The 590-nt window shown below is 56.4% G+C and carries 1 protein-coding gene; it reads right to left on the bottom strand.

Annotated features, from left to right (window positions below; genetic code table 11):
- A partial coding sequence (locus tag KDM41_18620) for a hypothetical protein (protein ID MCB1185438.1) occupies window positions 1-545 on the bottom strand: 545 nt, incomplete at its 3' end.
- Window positions 546-590 lie beyond the last annotated feature (45 nt).

The raw sequence follows: 590 nt of genomic DNA, 5'->3' as shown, positions 1-590 counted from the left end.
AAAAAAACCACCTCGGCGTTTCGGCTTTTTTCATGGATCAGGTCCATGACGGTTTGGCCTTGGGGCTTCAGAAATACGTAGGATTCAGCCTCGATGCGCGTTTTGGGAATCAACTGGGCCAAATCCCACTCCGTATGCGCTTTCATGGTTGCGTCCATGGCGATGCTCATGATCTGGACGTGGGCGTCGCGCCATTCGTGGTTTCGGGTCATCAGGTAGGCGAGTAGCAGCATCAAATCGCCGTTGCGCTGCAGGCCGCCCCACCAGATGTGCACCGTCCGAGGGATACCTTCGCGGCGCAGCAGGTAGCGAGGCCGGATGCGGCCTAAAATGAACGATTTGTTGAGGTGGGCCAATCGGCGCATGACCTGGAAGAATTCGACCATGCGATCGGCGTCCTCCGGCCACCCCACCATGACGGTGTTGCTTTCGATCGAAGCCATGCCGTTGGCTTGAGAGACACTGACGATTCCGTCGACGATTTCCGGAACGACATCCACTTCCGAAAAAACGACGAGCCGTTCCTGGTCCAGAACGCGCTGCATCTCCTGCTGCATTTTTCGGAGGTCCCGTTTTTCGTTTAACAGGTC

This window comes from bacterium, from assembly GCA_020440705.1.
In the GTDB taxonomy this organism is placed as follows: domain Bacteria; phylum Krumholzibacteriota; class Krumholzibacteriia; order LZORAL124-64-63; family LZORAL124-64-63; genus JAGRNP01.
The sequence above is the reverse complement of the archived record's forward strand: the minus strand, read 5'-3'. Positions and strand labels throughout refer to the sequence as shown.